Origin of the sequence: Peribacillus sp. NJ11, from assembly GCF_030348405.1 — a bacterium.
Lineage (GTDB): Bacteria > Bacillota > Bacilli > Bacillales > DSM-1321 > Peribacillus.
The window spans coordinates 5,372,732-5,390,861 of the sequence record NZ_JAUCFO010000001.1; the positions used below are offsets into that span (position 1 = coordinate 5,372,732).

Here is an 18,130-nt window from a genome sequence, read left to right on the forward strand (position 1 = left end):
AAGGAGCGCCCCTCATCAATGGGACACTCCTTCTCTGTTATACTTCCAATAAATGCGATCCGTCAAAGAAAAACAAGTAACGGCTTGTCACTTTCTTATTCATTATCCCTTCAACAGCCCTCGTATAAAGCTGTAGCTGCATACGGTATCGATCGGCAAGAATCTCTTTAGCCCCTTCATACCCGCTAGTAAAACGGCCGGTAATCGTATCCGTTTTATAATCCAGAAGCACAAGACCTTGTTCATCTTCAAAGATACAATCAATCACACCTTGGATAAGGATCTCTTCATCTCCAGCTGCCCAATCGCTGTAAGCTTCCTTTGCAGGCAACGACATCGTAAATGGCACTTCACGGCGAATGCTCTCGGCCCTCTGCATTCTTTGGCCGATTTCAGTGTCAAAGAAATCGACGATCGTCTCAGGATCCACAGCTGCTTTCTGTTCCTCTGTCAACAACTCACGCTGAATCAAGTCAACCATCAGTTCCTGAATCGTTTGAATGGTAATCTCTTTAGATAGATCAATATGCTGCATGACTAAATGTGTAATCGTACCCCTTTCAGCAGGAGTAAGTGACTTTTCTTGCATGAAAGTCGGCCGCTTCGTGATGGGTCGCTTAAATTTACGCAACAACTCTGTGGAGCTTTGCTCGTCCTTGAGTTCATATTGACGTTTAAGTTCAGAAACGGATTGCTTGGAACGATACACCGTCGCCTCATGCTCGGGGTACTCCCATTCGAGCTGTTCTTTGATATCATCATAAAACTCGGAAACGATACCGACCTTCTCCGATTTCTGGACATGATCAAGTATTTGTTCCTGAACTAGTGCCTCTTCCTCATCCAGAACAGCAAGCTCTTCACTTGGAATGACGGAAATGGACCAATTCGATGGATGCGACTCCATTTCCAAGCCTTGGCCAGCAGCACCAAGAGAATCCCGATGTCGGACAAGGGATGGACCAATCCAATCAAGATAGCTTTTTGCACCTGCCCGTACATAGTCCTTTAAAAGCCAATCTCCATGTGCCGCATTACTTGCCCAGTTCTGCTGCGTTTTTTCTGCATCATTGATACTGGCAATTAAATATAGCTTTTCCTTAGCTCTTGTAAGCGCCACGTAGAGGACACGCATCTCCTCGGCAATCAATTCAAGCTGCTTTTTTTTCTTAAAAGCCAATTGAGGGAGGGATGGATATGTAATCCGTAATTCGGAATTCACATACTTTGCCGCAAAGCCATAATCCTTATCCAGTAAATACGGCTTGCGTAAATCCATCATATTGAATTGCTTGGAAAGACCGGCAATAAACACGATCGGGAACTCAAGACCCTTTGACGAGTGAATCGTCATCAGGCGGACTACATCCTCCTGTTCCCCTAAAGCCCGAGCGGCCCCTAAATCATCTCCACGTTCTTGCATCCTTTCTATGAAACGCAAGAAACGGAACAGACCGCGGAACGAACTTGCTTCATATTGCCTTGCCCTGTCATACAACGCTCTTAAATTGGCCTGACGCTGTTTGCCACCCGGCATCCCTCCTGCAAAATCATAGAACTGCGTTTCGCGATATAGAAGCCAGATCAAATCTGATAATGCCTCCTGCCTGGCAAGCTTCCTCCACTTCACTAGTTTTTTATAAAAAGCTGAGGCTTTTTCATAAAGTCCCGGATGTTCTTCGGGGTCACTCTTTCTGTAAAAATCAGCGAGTGCTTCATAGTAGCTCCCTGTATGGAATAAACGCACCTGTGACATTTCTTCTTCATCCAACCCGACGATAGGTGAACGAAGAACGGAAGCCAATGGGATATCCTGTTGCGGATTATCAATCACCTTCAATAAAGAAATCATGATGGCCACTTCGGTCGCTTCAAAATACCCTGTCGACAAATTGGCATAGACTGGAATCCCCTGCTTTTTAAATTCCTCCATGATTTGCGGTGCCCATGGCATCGAACGGAGAAGGATGACCATGTCCCGATAAGTGGCAGATCGATACTGTTTGGTTTTCGTATCATATATCCGATGCTTTTCGCTTATAGCCTTCTTAATGAGCTTGGCCATTTGTCTTGCTTCGAGCTGTGCTTTTTCAAGTTCCTCGGCCTCAAACCCGCCATCCGCCCCTTCTTCCGATTGAGCTTCTGGATCGGCTGTTCCATCAATTAAAAGGAGCTCGATTGGGTTTGGATCGTCTTCGGGATATGGGGCACCTTTTTTCAATTGGGCATCTTCATCATAATCAATCTCACCGACTGTAATGCCCATCAATTGTTGAAACAAGAAGTTCGTACCATCGAGAACTTCCTTTCGGCTCCGGAAATTACGGTTTAAATCAATTTTCAGTCCGGATTCAACACCATCATGGGTGAAACGTGTGTACTTTCCAAGGAAAAGATTCGGTTCCGCAAGCCTGAACCGGTAAATGGACTGCTTGACATCGCCTACCATAAAAAGATTCCCATTATATTCGCCGTCAGCTGTCACCAGTTTTAAAATGGATTCCTGAACAAGGTTCGTATCCTGATACTCATCTACGAGTACTTCTTTGAACTGGTTCCTGTATTCGACGGCAGCCGCTGAAGGTTTTCGTTCACCATCCACAGTTTCCCCTGTCAAAATCCGAAGACAATAATGTTCCAAATCAGCGAAATCCACTAAATTCTTTTCTGCTTTTGCAGCGAAGAATCTTTCGTTAAACCGTTTAACAAGCGTTACAAGTGTATCGACATAACCCTTGAGTTCCCTTATATCACGCAGGTAGCTTTCCGGTTGACGGGAAAATAACTCTTCCTGTAACGATTTGATGATTTTTTTCGCCTTATCACGATACTTGGTAGCCTCATCCGCTACTTCTTTGATAAAATCGGCACCAGTAAGGCGTTTTGCCGTTCCAAATTTCACGTTTTGGATTTCTTCATAAAGTGCATTCCAGGATTGGTCTTTCACTTCGGAAAGTTTAGCAACCAGGGCAAGGTCGGCTAAATAGTTCTCAGCCCTTGGTGCAGGCCCCCCAGGGACTTTTGTCAACGCAAGCGACCGTTCCAATAGATCCCTGGCAGTGTCCAATTGTAAACCAATATCGAATTTCAATGAATCGATAAACGAAAGATCATCAATCCCATCATCATCAGCCAACTCATACATGCTGGCTGCATCCTGGAGCCATCGGTCCGGATCAGGATTCGATTGCGAAAAATCATACAGTGATCGAACTATATTCTGAAGTGCATCATCGTTTCGATCGCTTGTGAAAGCATCAACCAAATTAAAGAACTCATCATTATCACTTTGTCCATACTGCTCCTCGAAAAGTTCTTCCATCACTTCATCACGGAGTAACTGGACCTCTGTAGAATCTGCAATCCGGAAGCCCGGATCGATTTCCGTCAGATAATAATACTTCCTGATCACCTCTAAACAAAAGGAATGAAGTGTGGAAATTGAAGCGCGATTTATCAAGCTCAACTGCTTGCGCAAATGCTGTGAATGCGGATTATCATTGATCGCTCTTTCTAATGCCTCACTTACCCTATGGCGCATCTCGGCAGCCGAAGCATTGGTGAAAGTAACGACAAGAAGTTCATCAACATCGATTGGATCTTCTTCCGAAATGACTTTTTGAATGATCCGATTGACCAGTACCGCCGTTTTCCCTGAACCTGCAGCGGCCGCAACCAGAATATCCTGATCTTTAGCCCATATCGCCTTCCATTGATCTTCCGTCCAGGTCACGTCTCCTGGTAGAGCAGGAATTTTCGTTTTACTCATCGCTCTCCTCCTCCCCCCTTAATAGCTCAAGAACATCATTTTGTTTCTTCTGTGCTAAATTCCTAAATTGATTCTCCTCCAGTGACTGGTCGAATTGGCATACGGATTTAAAGGAACAGAATGTACACGGGGTTTTTTCCTTTAATTTATATGGCGTTATATCCACATCACCATCGACCATTCGATCGCCAGCCTCCTGGTAAACGCGGCGCACATGATGATTCAGAAGCGAAAACTCTTCCCTGCTGGCAACTTTGGAAGCCGCCAGGAGTGATCCATCCTTTTTAAATCCAGCTGGAATGATATCCGACTTACCCGAATTTTCAATATCGAGCGAATTATCCATCATTTGAATGACATTTGAATGATCTAGTACAAGTCCATTCATTTTAAAACTTTTATAAATTTCTTCTTCAATTTTATCCAAACTGAGCATTCCCTTTGATTTGACAACTGGATTATGCACATGAAAATACAAAACGCCGGCTGGAATGGCTTCCTTGCCTATAAGCGATTTGGAATGGGTGACGACGATATCAAGGTATGTCAACATTTGCAGCGCGAGTCCATAATATACTTCACTCATGTTCAGTTCCTTTTCACTCGACTTATAATCGAGCACACGCAAATAGACACCCTCACCTTCTTCCGCTTTATCCACACGGTCGATTCTCCCGATCAATTCCATCTTCGTACCGTTTTTCAATGTGAATGAAAGTGGCGGCAGCTCTCCATTTTTCCCGAATCCGAGTTCTAATCCAATTGGAGCAAAACCGCTCACCTTTGCATGTTCACTTAATACGATTGAGGCCCGTCCAATCACGTGTTCCAGTTTCCTGCGTAAATAGTGATGGCGGTTCGTACTTAACAAAATCTGATTTTGAAGTTTGGGAGCAAGTCTCTCCACAGCAATTCTAGCTAACTCCAAGCATTGTTCCTTTGTCAATGTAGACCAAGGAATATCATGTTCCTTTAAGTAATCGGAAATCATTTTCAACGCTCCATGGAACATCTCGCCAATATCCGGTGCATCCAAACGGAAAATTTGCCTTTCCCTCAATTTCAAGCCATGGGCGGCATAATGGGAAAACGGGCAGCTATTGAACATTTCCATCCGGGATACACTCGTAAGAATGCTCTCACCATATAATTGCTTACTAGTTTCCTCAGATAATTTCTTCGTTCTATTTTGATAAAACAGGCTCGATAAAACCTTGGTTGCCGACGGACCGACCATTTCATCCTCCATAATGGCATTATATACATCCCACCAAAGTGAATGGATTGGATAGTTCCTTTTTTTCAGCTGCAATTGGGCAGCCAGATACGATAGTGCCACATCATAATTCGCCGCATATTTCACCTGTTCCTCGGCAGAAAGATCGGATGGATCGTTCATATAATATACATCTGAAACGTTAGGCAATACGTCCCTTACCCGTTTCAAATAGGATGAGGGTAAAAGTGCCTTTCCTTCCTCGTCGGCAAGCGGATATGATAGATAAAGGGCCTCAGCAGGTGTAGTAAAAGCTTTATACGCTGTAAACTCCTCATCAAGGAGGCGCACTTTTGAACTTGGAGCAACATCAAGCCCACCAGCCAGCAGCATCTCACGATCACTATCTGAAAATATCCCGTCAGATAAAGCTTTTCCTGGCAAAACCCCTTCATTCAAACCGATAACAAAAGCTGTCTTCACATCATCGAGGCGGGATAAATCCAGATTAGCGACTAGGACTTGGTCAATTGCAGGCGGTACCAAAGAAAATTCAAGAGATTCCAGGCCAGCTTCAATGATTGACGCAAACTGTTTCATGGACAGCTCTTCCCCGCTCAGCAGTTCAACGAATTGGTCCAATAGGTCGACAACCGCGTTCCACGTTTGCTCATGCTCTCTAGCCGATACCAAATCACCTGATTCTTCTGCCTCTAGTTTCAGCTTTTCCAATTTTTCCGGTACATGCAATTCTTCAAGATATAGATAAAGGGCTTCACACAATTCCCTGCCATTAGCAGCCTTCTTAACCCGTTTTGAGAGCTTCAAGATGGGCTCGGTAAATAATTGCTTCATCTCATTCAACTCTTGCTCAAGCTTCATTTCCTTATCCGTTTGGTTCCGGTCCTCGAGTTCAAGTCCGCGGAAGCGCCGGTAGGTCCAACGATCTTTGGACGTCCACCTGCTTCCTTTAATTCCACGGGCGAGCACATAGTTTTCCAGCTTATCTACCTGTTCGCGCATCCTATCGTGATTTTTTTGCAGAGGAAATAGAAGCTCCGTCTTGATTGCACGAAATACCGGCTCATAACGCCAATAGCCATTGATGATCTCCAAGGTGGAACGAATCAGTTCAATCAGGGGATGATTCAGCATGGTCCGTTTGGAATCGACGAACAATGGAATTTGATAATCCCTAAACACGGTTTGTAAAATATCTGCGTATGCTTCTCCATTACGGACTAAAATCGCAATATCACGGAAACGGTGCTGTTTTTGTCTGACCAGCGACAAGATGTCCCGGGCAACTCCTTCAATCTCAGCCCTGCGGTTAACTGCCTGGGCAATCGTTACATCAGGTGAATGCTCAAACGTCCGTGCAGGACGAATGGCAAAATAAGTTTCCAGATGATTCAGCCCCGGACTCTTTCCGAACCTCTCAGTCCCTTTTAAGATTCGATCTTCTGTAATTGGTATACCGTTCCTCAATCCAGCCTGATAAAGGTGATGATACAGATTCCCCGTTTGCCTGAACAATTGCAAATCATCAGGAGCATATTGCCTGTAGGGCTGATCTAACGTCAGCGAGATCGTTACACTCCTGCACAGCTTCATCATTTCTTCCACAATCAATAATTCCTGTGGCGTCAAGCTATAAAAACCATCGATATATATATCCGCTTTCCTTATATATGAAGACTCTGACATTTTCTCGATAAGCAAAGTGAAATAGTCTTCGGAATCTAAATATTTATCAACCATTTCATCCTCAAAAGCCTGATAGACCAATTCAAGATCATGCAGTTTATCCTGAATGCCGCTGCCGGACGGTGATGTTTCGGCCAAATAATTTTGAATGTCATCAGGTTGGATGCAATACTGCTTGAACTCAGCCAGCATTAGTTCCATCTGTGCAATGAACCCCTGCTTATCAGCAGAGCGGCGAAACATCTTTAAATCTTCCTTTTTATCATCCATGATCTTCCGTATCAACATATTAACGCCAACGCTGTCCAAATGTAGCCGGCTCATTCCCCCAGTTTCCTGAAGAACGCGCCAAGCCAGCCTGCTAAAACTGAAAACCTGTGTCCGGATCATTCCGGCAAGGCCTGGTGTTTTAATTAATTTATATTCAGATAGAAACGTCATCTGATCAGGAACGAGGTAGATAATTGGATTGCCTTCGGGATCTTCTGCCAATTTGGAGCGAATTTCGTCCAATATATGCGAAGTTTTCCCTGCACCCGATCTTCCCAGTAAAAAACGGAGTGACATCTCTTTTCCCCCTTATACAACATAATATCTAGATCTATCATACCAGAAATACTTTCTTTTTTATGACTAGGTTTCTGTTTCCAATTAGACACACTTTCTATTATTTTACCGTTTCCCTTTAAAAAACACCAATCGTACGTTCGCGTTTTCCCCAAAAGAAAAAGCCCTCATAATTTTCGGGCTTCGAATCATTCACCTGTAAATCTATAATTGAATTCTTTGAGCGGCCAATATCGAACATCGACTTTACCGATAACATTTTCAACAGGTATATAACCAAAGTGACGGCTGTCCGCACTTTCAAGACGATTATCACCCATGACAAAAAGCTTGCCCTCCGGGACTGTGGTCATGTCCGTCAATTCTTTTAAGGTAAAATCACCCGTAAAATCCTGTCCCGGAAAACCTTCCTTATATTTCTCAAGATAAGGCTCATCCACTTTCTCACCATTTACGTAAAGCCAATCATCTTTATAACGAATGCGGTCACCTGCAATCCCTATAACTCGCTTAACATAATCTTCTTGTGAATTCGCATGAAAAACAATAATGTCAAATCGGTTGATATCATGAATCTGGTAATTGATTTTATTCACGACAAGTTTATTGCCATCTTCAAGGGTCGGCTGCATCGATTTTCCTTCAACATCATAACTTGAAAAGAAAAAAGTACGGATTAAGATGTAAATAACAAAAGCTATCATGGCTGCTTTTATCCAATCGGATAAAGTATTCTTGTTTGTTTTTTCCATCTAGTTCAACCCCTACTACATTTATATACTAATTTATTGTCCTTCTTCTCTCTTCATGCTTTTATTTAACCGGACTTCCAGTCTTTTTCCTACATACCACAGGATAAAGATGACAATCCCGATAATGATCGTACGCACAGGCTTATGTATTAAGGACACTAAATCGTAACCTACGAAGCTGATCGTAAAAATCATCACCGCTTTCCCTCCTACGACTGCAAGTCCATATTGCAAAGGACTGACTTTTGAAAGTCCTGCCACGATATTCACGATAGCCGATGGAGTAAAAGGGAAGCAGAGCAGTATGAACATGGGACCGAATCCATGGCTTTCCACCCAAACCATCAACCTCTGCACCTGCTTATGTTTTTGCAAAAATCGAAAAAACCTCATTTGACCATATCTTCTAATAACTAAAAAGATAAAAAAAGAACCAGCTACAGCACCAATCCAAGAAAATAAAAACCCCCACCAGAGACCAAAAGCCGTTGCATTAGCAAGCACGAACACCACTAAGGGCAAAAAGGGCAAAAAGGCTTCCAGCATCGGCAGTAAGATCCCAGGAATTGGACCGAATGAGCGATATTGCTGAATAAGCGCCGAAATATGATCAAGTGTAAACCACTCACGTATAGTATCCAAATCCATAATTATCTCCCTCGACATGCTACTATAAAAGTAGCATAAACTTATTAAAAACCGTTTATTTTAGATATATCACTTTCCCCTGAAATTGCAAGAATTATTATCCATATATCTTCATACTTTCCCTATCTCAGGAAAACATAATCTTGTTAACAAAAATTTCATCATTTATCAAAATTGCTTGCATATGCACTGAAAATGCATTAGGATAAAAAACAAGAACAAACGTTCTCGCTTTTACTAAGTATACATATTAATATTGTAAACGTTCTACTTTAGAAAGGAGCGGTCATGATGACCCGCATTCCAGAAGATGACCGAAATATGATTGAAAAAGCCATCTACCTCCCTATGGTTATTACAGTCTTGAACCGGGATCTCAAGGTCATCGAAATTAGTCCGTTTAAATTAAAAAGGCCCTATTCGGAACTAGTCGAACATATTTTAACGGTGGTCCAGGACGATCTTGCCGAGGTACGGCGCTATTTGCGCAAGGAGAATATTAAAGTAAGTGAAATCAAACGCGATGAATCCTTCACGATGTATTGTTTTTTATATAAAGGATACGAGGAACATCATAATTACTTCAATCCCCGCCTTCGCAACAAAACCGAAGACTTGTTATGTTATTACTTTTTCGAAAAAAGTCTCCGCTCAAGGGAAATTTAGCGGATTATCCCTATTGCAGACATCCTCCATATTGTTTGCCTGTGAATGATGGGTGATTGGAGTCTTTCCGGAAGGATACAGATGCCTGGGGGGAAGGAAGATATGACCATTAAAACGCATCTGATCTTTCCTGCTTCTTAAAGATAAGTGAGTACAATTTTTCCACAGTCCTTAACGAATAATAGGTTGGGCTGGCATGCTCATAATTAATCGTCATTTTAATCACCACTTTAATTCTGTACAAACACAACTATTCCCCAACACTATCATTTTAGAGTCAGCACAGCATTTTTGCAAAAGATTGTTGACGGCATTGTCTGAGTAAAGTCTTTGAAAACCAAATTACTTTAATTAAAGTGTCTCTGACAGCTTATAAAAATAAATCGCCTACTTATAAATTAACCAACAAAAAAGCGGAAAGATTATTATGGATATAAATCCGTATTCGATTGGAATAATTCATAAATGAAAAACGTCAACCAGAACTCTTTTTTTTTAGTCATGTCTATATACTGCCCCTATACCAGTCTAGCCATCTACTACTAACCATCTCTTGATATAAAAAAGAACTTCCAGAAAGATAAGAACCCTTGTGAATAGTTTGTGAAATATTGAACAAAACATTTGAAACATCGTGGATGTCCAATATATTATGAAGTGAATCACTAACAAACTTATACCCCCTTTATTTGATCGTTAAAAGTTTCTCCAACTCTTTTTTCTTATAAAAAACCATGCAATGTTTAACCTCTGCATGGTTTTACTTTTTTATATAATCAATTCGACAATGTAAGACATATTCAGTTATAAGAATCCGAGATGGACTTTACAATATATAGGGTTTTATAGGGTGAATAATAGAATTAGCCACAATTTCAATCGATTCCCCAGGATTTGTGACAAAATTCCAAACTCCCTTCACATATTCTTCACCTACATCATAAAGTCCTACGCCTATTCCCTTTGCAATATCTGCCGTTTGCTTGGAGGTTTCTAGCTGCAAAACATATTGCTGTTGGTGAGCCCTAAGTTTTCATACCCTATCTGATTGGCGATTTTGAGGAACTCATCCGGAATTTAATAGATTTCTTTTATGTAATACTATTATTCACTGTGAAATTTTGAACATAATATATATTCAAAAAATCAGGGAATCTTTAAACAATCATCATAGATACCCAGGACATTTTAACTGGTATTTTGGTGATAATATCTCCATTTCCAAAGAAGGCACTGAAAAATCAAAAAAAGAAATTGACGATCTAATGGATGAATTATTTGAAGATTAATTATGGAACCCTTCTTTAATAAGAAGGGCTTCCATTATTTTCGAGTGAATTCCGTACGCTTGCATCCTTTACTTTCATTCCAATCATGCTTTTATGATTATCCCAGCCTGAATCCCTTTCTAACGTGGTATATACTTTGACATTACCTCTGAAGCCTTGACTCCATTTGCTTCGGTGAACAGATAGAAAGATTTCCTCTTTGTTTCCTCAATCCTCTGGATGAGTTTCGTTTTTAAAAAGGATGTCCGGTGCAGCTGGTTTTCGAAAGAACTGCATGATACTTCTATATCGACGGTTTGTTTATTCCTGAATGTGATGGTTGTATGTTTGGAATCCTGGCGATCATAGGATACTACATGCTCATGTGATATCCAGATGCATTGGGGACGCAACGGAGATGTAGTTGGAAAGAAGAAGATCGAACTCGTCGGATCAATCGCGATCGGTGCTTTATGTGTGATGTTTATGAGCTGTTTCGTGCCTTGCTTGCGTCCTTCATAACTTGATCCGAAGAACTCACAGCTTTTCTTTACTATTTCCAAAGGTTTAAAGGGCGAGACGAATTCGTCCTCCATTTCAACGATACGGGCATATATTTTACTGCCATAATTGATTGGCGAAACCATTAGTGTATATGGCGTGATTTCATACTCCTCGATGATTCCCTGACTGTTTTCCTTCATTATTAATCCACCTCTTCCTCATTGCATTAAACACTTTTTTCACTTTAACAAAGCTTATACTCTTAATTGCTGTTTGTACCCTTCCATTCCCCATTGTCAATAAATAGGTGAAGTCAGATGGGAAATATATGTTAAATTACTCACTATAATAGCACAACCTGTAAAGATAAAAAGCAAGTTCACACAAAGTTAAAAATTCTTATAAATAGTGGTCATTTCGTCATCTAAACGACACATTTTCTATCAAGATTCAAATTTTTTAAATTTTCAGTTGATTTTATCCATTCAAATCCATATACTAATAAAAAGGGTCAGGGGTGGTAACTTTGAAAAATGAAAAATCTTATTCAGAGTCAGTGAAGTCCTTATCAATGAGCGAAATGAAAAACGATGCTGTGGTTCAGGAAATGTTAATTGATATGATTATTCTGGAATCCGTCCTTAATACCAAAAAGAATATCCTTGCGAAACAGATTGATGAAGCCTTGGATATGAAAAATGAACCTTTATTCTTAAAATTAAGTTCTGAAATGAACGTTTTGCTAAAACAGTTTGGAAGCTAAAATGCATGACTAAATAACAGCCTGATAATCAAAAAAGCCTCCCCTAATGTTGGGAGGCTTTTCTATTTATCATCACTCTTTATGAAACATCCCCATGACTTCGGCTGTTTCTGTTATATTGACAAAAGCATTCGGATCCACTTCTTTTATCATCGCTTTTACATCGGTTAATTGATAACGGGTAATGACTGTCATCATCACTTTACTCTTTTCTCCAGAGTATGCACCTTCACCATCCATGACTGTAATTCCTCGATATAGGTTGGTCAGGAGCTTCGTTTTCATTTCGTCACTCTTTTTCGTAACGATCATTAATGTTAATTTAATGTGATTGGAATGAATTGTATCAATCACCTTTCCAGCTGCATATATGGAAATCAGCGTATATAATGCGGCATCCCAACCAAAGATGAAGCCTGAGATAACCACCACAACTCCATTCATCACTGAAAGCAATGTACCAAGTGGGAAATCGCTCTTCTTAGCCAACAGCATGGCAATGATATCGAAACCGCCTGAAGACCCTGAAGCACGAAAAATGATGCCTATACCGAATCCCGATATGATTCCGCCAAATAAAGAAGACAAAATCGGTTCAGTGGATATTCCATGAACTGGAATGAGATATAAACTGACGGATATCACGACAACTGATAATATCGTATAGGTGATAAAGCGTCTTCCTAACTTCAAGTATCCTAGAATCAGCAATGGCAAATTCAAGAGAAAATTCAATATCCCTGTGTTGACTGGGGTAATGATTCCGAACATAATCGCAAGTCCACTAAGTCCGCTGCTTAAAATTAAATGAGGTATCAAAAATAAGTTGTAGGCTACTGCAACAAGCACTGAGCCTATAGTGATAAAAAGTACATTATACATATCTGATCTCCTTAAAACGAACTGGGAATTTAATTTATTATAGTAGAGAACCTAAGAATTTTAAAAATAATAGTTTTTTCTGAAAACAACTTAAAAAACTTACACTTTCCCGATATAAGTAAAGGAAAAAGCCAGCTTATTTGTTTAAATATATATAAGTATTGATAAATGCTGAATATTAAAGCCTGTATCAATAATTACCAAGTAATCATCGATACAGGCTTTTTTTATTAAAGATTCGCTCCTTTTTTTTTCGGAACATTGGAAAAAGAGAAAAAATCCCTAATTAAATAAAGTGTCTAACTTTTTGGGTTCACTTCAATCACAGCTCTCTATAGAACAGCTTTATGAATGAAGTGAAGTCACAAAACGGGAAACATATTTTAAATGAAGCTGAAACCTATTTGCTGCAGTGCAAACTAAGGCGTCAAATCCCCAGAATCTTCAATACTCTCATCCACCGGTACGGATACCGTAATGGCCGGACACGTCTTATCAATGCCAATGGTAAGTTGTTTCTTTATCAACTTTTCCTGCAGACTAGCTTTAAATCATATATATAAGAATAATATGTGAAAGCTTTGGAACTGATTTTGAACTCCCGAACGATTCAATCATTTGAGTACTTCATCAAGAATCATTATCTCCTTCTCGTGCAAATTCAATAGCTTCATAAAGTTGGGCTCTTTGTTTTGTACTTGTTCCAGTTATTTTCTCAACCGGCTTGACTTCCATTATCAATACAGCTGCTGATAATATCGTTAAGGACTATGCGGAAAACATTCAGTTTGCAAAAACAAATGAAAGTTACTGGAAAGGGACAGCGTTAGGGACTCGAATCGATCTTGGGAATATAAATTAACTAAAGAAAATGAACAATAAACTAAAAAGATACAACGGATTTAATGACAGTGAACCAATAGAAGAAACGTTTGAGGAATATTGGTTAGTTTTAACTTAAAATGAAACATCCAAACAATGGATTATAGATGAGGTAAAAGATTATTATTCATATAATGATGAATTCATGAAGGGGAAGGACGTTGTGAAAAGTGATTTTAAATAATAAAAAAGCCTACGATCCTTGCAATTCAAGGAAGTAGGCTTTTTTTACTTTTTCTTTTTAGGCTATGTTAATGAATATTGTTGATATTTATTAAAGAAATGAGTAACTTTTAATTCAAAGAAGTTACTCTTCTTAATCAAATTATTCTTTAACTTTATTTTTGTGTCTATTTGCTAACTTCATAGCGAAGAACTGAGGAATCAAATTCAAAAAACTAACCAAGATTAATAATTGATATGGAGTTAGTGGCTTAAAATAGCCACCCCATCGTTCGTTCCCTGTCATATCGCTTATGAAATAAAATGAAATTATTACAGATAATATATTACCAATAATAAGAGAGATTGAATTATTAAAGAGTTTACCGAAGAAAGCAAGAATTGAAGTCACTACAATCATAATTAAATAGCCAAGCATTGAACGGTTAGCAAAATCTTGGTGCATTGAAAAATAAACAAAAGGAAAACAGTATAAACAGACTATTAGAATACCAATTACTATTTTTCTTAGAACAAGCAAAATCTTATTCTTCATATATCCCCATCCCTATACCTTTGTCTATCTCGATAGTCCCCACAGCCTGTAATTCATTTAAACGACTTAAACTCTCTTCTTTATCAAAAGAACTATGCCAACGATAATCATATTGATCCAATATACGGTAATGGTCACTAATCAAATTTTGTTGCAAACGAAAATCCCCTCTATACTCGAGTTCTTTCCACCATATCTTACCACCCATTGTTTTTTCTTTAGGCGTACCACCATTTTTGCTAGCAATTAACTGAACAAAATCAACTGGATTGTCACCAATTGATGATATCAACAATTGGCTATGATTAAACAAAGCACAAAATGCAACAACGGTGGTCCAATTGGCTTCTGTTCTTCTTTTTTCAATTTGAACTAGTGTTTTTTTTGAAATCCCTAGAATTTCAGACATCTTATCTTGAGAAAAACTTTGTTCTGTTCGGACAAGTTTCATTTTTTCTGATATTAAATTGATGAATTCTTCTTTTTCCATATATACTAAATACTCCTTTTTAGTGTAATTTTACACTAATAGTATTATTTTTCAACAAAAAATACCCTTTTTGAATAAAAAGCAACTTTAAAACACAAAGAAAAAAGCAAGAACGAACCTTGCTCTAAATAAGTTTGAAATGGGAATATTTCTTAATTAAAGCTGTTGAACTAACCTCCCCGTTAGTTGCATAAAGAAAAAGCTGCCTTAAAGACAGCTCCGATCTTCAGCTAACGCACCCTTTAGTTTAACAAGGAACTATCTATTGACATCCAAATAATTACAAAATATAATACATACATATGAATGTATTAATGTGTGGAGGTGATAAATTGGCACGTAATAAATATCCTGAAATAACGGTACAGAGAATATTAGATGCTGCAACTAGACTTTTTCTTGAAAAAGGATGGGACCAGACAACAATCCAAGACATTATTGATGAATTGGGAGATTTAACTAGAGGTGCGTTCTACCATCATTTTAAATCTAAAGAAGATATTATAGATGCCGTTCTCAAACGATTGGCTTCGGAAAATAATCCTTTTGAACAAGCAGAGAAAATGGATGGTTTAAATGGTTTAGAGAAACTAAAAACTGCTTTTCAGCTTTCCTTTACTAATAATCAGGGACAGGTTGATGCGATCAAGTCTATCCCATCTATTTTAAAAAGTCCTACACTTATTGCCAATCAATTAATGGAATGTGTCAGAATAGGAGCACCAAGTATACAATCAATTATTGAGGAAGGTGTAGAGGATGGTTCAATTTCCGTTCACTATCCAAAACAATCTGCTGAAACACTTGTGATACTAGCGAACATTTGGTTGAGTCCAATTATTTTTTCAGTAAATACAGAAGAATATATGCAAAAGGTAAAACACTTGCAAGAACTATTTAACGGTATTGGTTTGCCAATTATTGACGATCAAATACTAACCTCTTTTGAAACTTGTCACAGAGAAATCTTCAATTTAAATAGGCTGTCATAAGGCAGTTTATTTTTTTAAATACATACATACATATATATGTATGTTGAAATTTGATAACTGGATTGATTTGTGTCGGAGTGGGTGCAGCATCAATTATAAGTGGTTGGATGCAGATTCAAATGTTTCAATGATTAAAATATGCTAAAGAAAGGGAGGTAAACATTATGAAGGGCGCTCTAATTGCAGGAGGGGTTTCAGTATTGTTAATAGCCTCAGGAACTATTGAATTTTTTCTTAAAAAAGACTTCGTTCACAAGGAGGACTTAAAAGATGTTTCCAAAATTATTGTGGATAGTGATGTTGTCAACGTTCATCTCAGTTCTGATGGTTCTAGGATGGATCTTGAGTACACAGGTAAAAAATCTATTCTAGGTGATCCCCAAGTTGATGTTACATATGAAGGCGATCAAGTTGTTATTAAGGTAAGAGAAGTAAATAATTGGAGACGAATTGCACCAATTAACACAAGCAGAGGAAACTTAGTTCTGAACGTCCCATCTAAATTAATGGACCAAGTTCAAATTAGGACCGGAGTTGGAAAAATAGATGTTAGATATCCGAGCGAAATTAAAGAACTAACCCTAAATTCAGATGTAGGTACAATTAATGTAGATTCTTTCAAAGGTGAATCTCTAAATGTATCATCAAATGTTGGTACTATTAATTTAGGAACAATCGACGGAAATATCAATGTAGATAGTTTAGTTGGTAGAATAAAAATCGAAGACCTTTCTAATATGAAAGGAAAGAATAATATTAAATCTAATAATGGCACCATAAAAGTAGGAATACCTGGTGAAAAGACTCTTAATGAGGTAGGATTAAATATCATAACTAAAACTGGAAGAATAATTTCAGAAAACAATAAACTATCAGGAGAAAACATTTATAATGTAGAACAACTTCCCCCAGGGAAGAAAGTCATTAATAGATACAAAGGAGATAAGGAATTAAATATAACTTCCTTTGTGGGTAATATAAAGATTTATTAAAAAGAAAAAGAAGGAGGATTCTCCTTCTTTTTCTGCTTTTTTAAAAGGTCTTCAATTTTCTATATTTCATTATCTTCCAAGAAAGCATAAAAAGGTCATCCATTTTACATAAATATATTCCATATCATCCTACTTTCCCTTTGGTACTCATCCTTTTTATCTTACCATTTCTTCTTCAACTAACCTGCCCCTTAGTTCATTAAGGAAAACCAAAATCAAGTATTGATTTCGGTTTATCATTTTTATAAACGATTAAACTTTATTCAAAACGTTACGACTTTATTTTAAAACTACTTCTTTAATTATCAAACGGTTATATGTAAAACTTAGTTACTATAATACAAATTAAAGGTATGCTTTTCAGTGAGCATACCTTTAAATAATTTTTTTATAGATCTTTTATTTAATAAAATACATTTTTCCATTTACTTCAATGGATACCGAAGACTGTTTCATTTCTTTTTTAAGATTTTTTGCATAAGCTACAACTTCATTAATTTTATTCTTATCTAACTTTTCAGTGAAGCTATAAACAATGGTTACTTTTTCTTTAACTAATTTTTCATTGTCTCCTATCCAAGCTCCTGTTCCATCGTAAGAAGTAGCACCTCCAAACATATTAGAGAACTTCTCTAAAGACTGGTCAACATATTTGCTGTTATCAATAGGTTGATCAATATTGTAGGTAGATGGAACATAAATTTTTACAACATTGTCAAGATGGAATTGTCCTTTCAAAACATTTGATTGTTGTTCTTGAGTTGTTGATGTTTGTTTAGATGGGAGTTCAACATATAATGTATAAACAAATAACCCAATTAACATAAAGAATGCTAATACTTTAATTACTACTTTATTCTTCTTCAGTTTTATCACTTCCCCTTATTTAATAATTCCTACTCAAAAATAACAAATATAGGAAATTTATCTTTATAATATCAAAAAGGTGTATTGACGTATATATACTTTTTTGTCGTTTTTTAGGTTGTATATGGTATGCAAAGCTAGCTAAGATAATCACTCTTTAAGGAATCCATCAAAAATAAACCCCCTTGGTAGCCAAGGGGGTTTCTCATCTTCGAAATTATCGATTATGCTGTAGCTTTGAAACAAAGTTTGATCATTTTTGTGTTCCTTAATCAACTAACGCACCCGTTAGCTTCATAAGAAAAGAGTTGCCAAAGCAACTCCCTATTTGAAGTAAAGCACCCGTTATTTCAAAAAATCAAAAGTTATAGATTTATGCTAGTTTAATTTATTTCTTTTTGTCTTTGCTGTATACATTAATTTTGTAGGAATCGTTTTTAACCATTT

General features: G+C 38.0%; 14 protein-coding genes. 5 read left to right on the forward strand and 9 right to left on the reverse strand.

The genetic code is table 11. The features are described from left to right. Positions 1-37 precede the first annotated feature (37 nt). The 4 genes from addA to QUF86_RS26290 form a co-directional block, all read right to left on the reverse strand. On the reverse strand, positions 38-3,769 hold the full coding sequence (gene addA, locus QUF86_RS26275; protein ID WP_289336117.1) for a helicase-exonuclease AddAB subunit AddA: 3,732 nt from the start codon (positions 3,767-3,769) through the stop codon (positions 38-40). Beyond that, positions 3,762-7,259: a helicase-exonuclease AddAB subunit AddB gene (gene addB / locus QUF86_RS26280; protein WP_289336118.1), complete on the reverse strand. Its 3,498-nt coding sequence runs from the start codon at positions 7,257-7,259 to the stop codon at positions 3,762-3,764. The genes addA and addB overlap by 8 nt, the downstream gene beginning before the upstream one ends. 188 nt (positions 7,260-7,447) lie before the next feature. Further along, the gene (gene lepB / locus QUF86_RS26285) at positions 7,448-8,011 is read right to left on the reverse strand and encodes a signal peptidase I (protein WP_289317509.1); all 564 of its coding nucleotides are present in this window, start codon (positions 8,009-8,011) and stop codon (positions 7,448-7,450) included. Positions 8,012-8,044: 33 nt separating this feature from the next. After that, on the reverse strand, positions 8,045-8,659 hold the full coding sequence (locus QUF86_RS26290; protein WP_289317510.1) for a TVP38/TMEM64 family protein: 615 nt from the start codon (positions 8,657-8,659) through the stop codon (positions 8,045-8,047). A gap of 291 nt (positions 8,660-8,950) precedes the next feature. Between QUF86_RS26290 and QUF86_RS26295 the strand changes: the two genes are divergently transcribed. Further along, positions 8,951-9,325 (forward strand): YhjD family protein, encoded by a 375-nt coding sequence (locus QUF86_RS26295; RefSeq protein ID WP_289317511.1) that lies wholly within the window; start codon positions 8,951-8,953, stop codon positions 9,323-9,325. 1,408 nt (positions 9,326-10,733) lie between these two features. Here QUF86_RS26295 and QUF86_RS26300 read toward each other — a convergent pair. Beyond that, positions 10,734-11,297, reverse strand: coding sequence for a competence protein ComK (locus QUF86_RS26300; protein ID WP_289324074.1), 564 nt, complete (start codon positions 11,295-11,297; stop codon positions 10,734-10,736). Between the two features lie 326 nt (positions 11,298-11,623). Here QUF86_RS26300 and QUF86_RS26305 point away from each other — a divergent pair, with 326 nt between their 5' ends. Then, on the forward strand, positions 11,624-11,860 hold the full coding sequence (locus QUF86_RS26305; protein WP_289317515.1) for an IDEAL domain-containing protein: 237 nt from the start codon (positions 11,624-11,626) through the stop codon (positions 11,858-11,860). 72 nt (positions 11,861-11,932) lie between these two features. Here the strand turns inward: QUF86_RS26305 and QUF86_RS26310 are convergent, their stop codons facing one another. Beyond that, a complete protein-coding gene (locus QUF86_RS26310) occupies positions 11,933-12,742 on the reverse strand; it encodes a YitT family protein (protein WP_289317516.1) in 810 nt (269 codons plus the stop codon). Between the two features lie 724 nt (positions 12,743-13,466). On the opposite strand from QUF86_RS26310, the gene QUF86_RS29005 reads away from it, so the two are divergent. Continuing rightward, on the forward strand, positions 13,467-13,604 hold the full coding sequence (locus QUF86_RS29005) for a hypothetical protein (RefSeq protein ID WP_483313940.1): 138 nt from the start codon (positions 13,467-13,469) through the stop codon (positions 13,602-13,604). Positions 13,605-13,949: 345 nt separating this feature from the next. On the opposite strand, the gene QUF86_RS26315 is transcribed toward QUF86_RS29005, so the two are convergent. Then, positions 13,950-14,342: a hypothetical protein gene (locus QUF86_RS26315; RefSeq protein ID WP_289336119.1), complete on the reverse strand. Its 393-nt coding sequence runs from the start codon at positions 14,340-14,342 to the stop codon at positions 13,950-13,952. After that, positions 14,332-14,832, reverse strand: coding sequence for a helix-turn-helix transcriptional regulator (locus tag QUF86_RS26320; protein ID WP_289336120.1), 501 nt, complete (start codon positions 14,830-14,832; stop codon positions 14,332-14,334). Before QUF86_RS26320 ends, QUF86_RS26315 begins: the two co-directional genes overlap by 11 nt. Before the next feature lie 332 nt (positions 14,833-15,164). Here QUF86_RS26320 and QUF86_RS26325 point away from each other — a divergent pair, with 332 nt between their 5' ends. Together QUF86_RS26325 and QUF86_RS26330 are read left to right on the forward strand one after the other, a co-directional pair. Next, positions 15,165-15,824, forward strand: a complete 660-nt coding sequence (locus QUF86_RS26325; RefSeq protein ID WP_289317520.1) for a TetR/AcrR family transcriptional regulator — start codon at positions 15,165-15,167, stop codon at positions 15,822-15,824. Positions 15,825-15,988: 164 nt separating this feature from the next. Continuing rightward, a complete protein-coding gene (locus QUF86_RS26330) occupies positions 15,989-16,816 on the forward strand; it encodes a DUF4097 family beta strand repeat-containing protein (RefSeq protein WP_289336121.1) in 828 nt (275 codons plus the stop codon). A gap of 399 nt (positions 16,817-17,215) precedes the next feature. Here the strand turns inward: QUF86_RS26330 and QUF86_RS26335 are convergent, their stop codons facing one another. After that, on the reverse strand, positions 17,216-17,692 hold the full coding sequence (locus QUF86_RS26335; protein WP_289317522.1) for a DUF3574 domain-containing protein: 477 nt from the start codon (positions 17,690-17,692) through the stop codon (positions 17,216-17,218). Between the last annotated feature and the right edge of the window lie 438 nt (positions 17,693-18,130).